This is a genomic window from Nocardia exalbida NBRC 100660 (assembly GCF_000308575.1).
Lineage (GTDB): Bacteria > Actinomycetota > Actinomycetes > Mycobacteriales > Mycobacteriaceae > Nocardia > Nocardia exalbida.
On the sequence record NZ_BAFZ01000146.1, the window covers coordinates 1 to 562 of the forward strand.

Below are 562 nucleotides of genomic sequence, written 5' to 3' on the forward strand. Positions count from 1 at the left end.
GTCCCGGCCTGTCGCCGGGCGCGATGCCCGAGGTCGGCCCTACCGCCGACCGACGGAATTGACGTGAAAACCCCCTCGATATCCCGGGCCCCGGCGCACGACGCGCCGGGGCCTGTCGTCGTCTGAATCCAGAGGTGTTGTGCAGCAACCGAACACAAACCCCACCGACCCCAAAGACCCCATCGACGCTTCCGGTGCCGCCGAGAGGCTCGATGACGAGGACTACCCCGCCTACAGCATGGGCAGAGCCGCGGAGATCCTCGGCGTCACCCCTGCCTTCCTGCGCGGCCTCGACGCCGCCGAACTGCTGACACCCCAGCGTTCCGAAGGTGGGCACCGTCGCTACTCCCGCTACCAACTGCGTATCGCCGCCCGCGCTCGCGCGCTGGTCGATGCGGGCACACCGCTGGAGGCGGCGTGCCGGATCATCGTCCTGGAGGACCAGCTCGCCGAAGCCCTCGAACTCAACGCCGAGCTCTCCCGCCAAGACCCACCCGCACCGGACCCCGACAGCTGAACCTCACCAGCCGCCACACCGGGCGCCGAGTTCGGTCCACACCGT

General features: G+C 69.6%; 1 protein-coding gene. It reads left to right on the forward strand.

Annotation, left to right across the window (positions count from 1 at the left end; translation table 11 throughout):
- The first annotated feature begins 181 nt into the window (after positions 1–181).
- The gene (locus ON29_RS29835) at positions 182–517 is read left to right on the forward strand and encodes a MerR family transcriptional regulator (RefSeq protein WP_040871445.1); all 336 of its coding nucleotides are present in this window, start codon (positions 182–184) and stop codon (positions 515–517) included.
- Positions 518–562 lie beyond the last annotated feature (45 nt).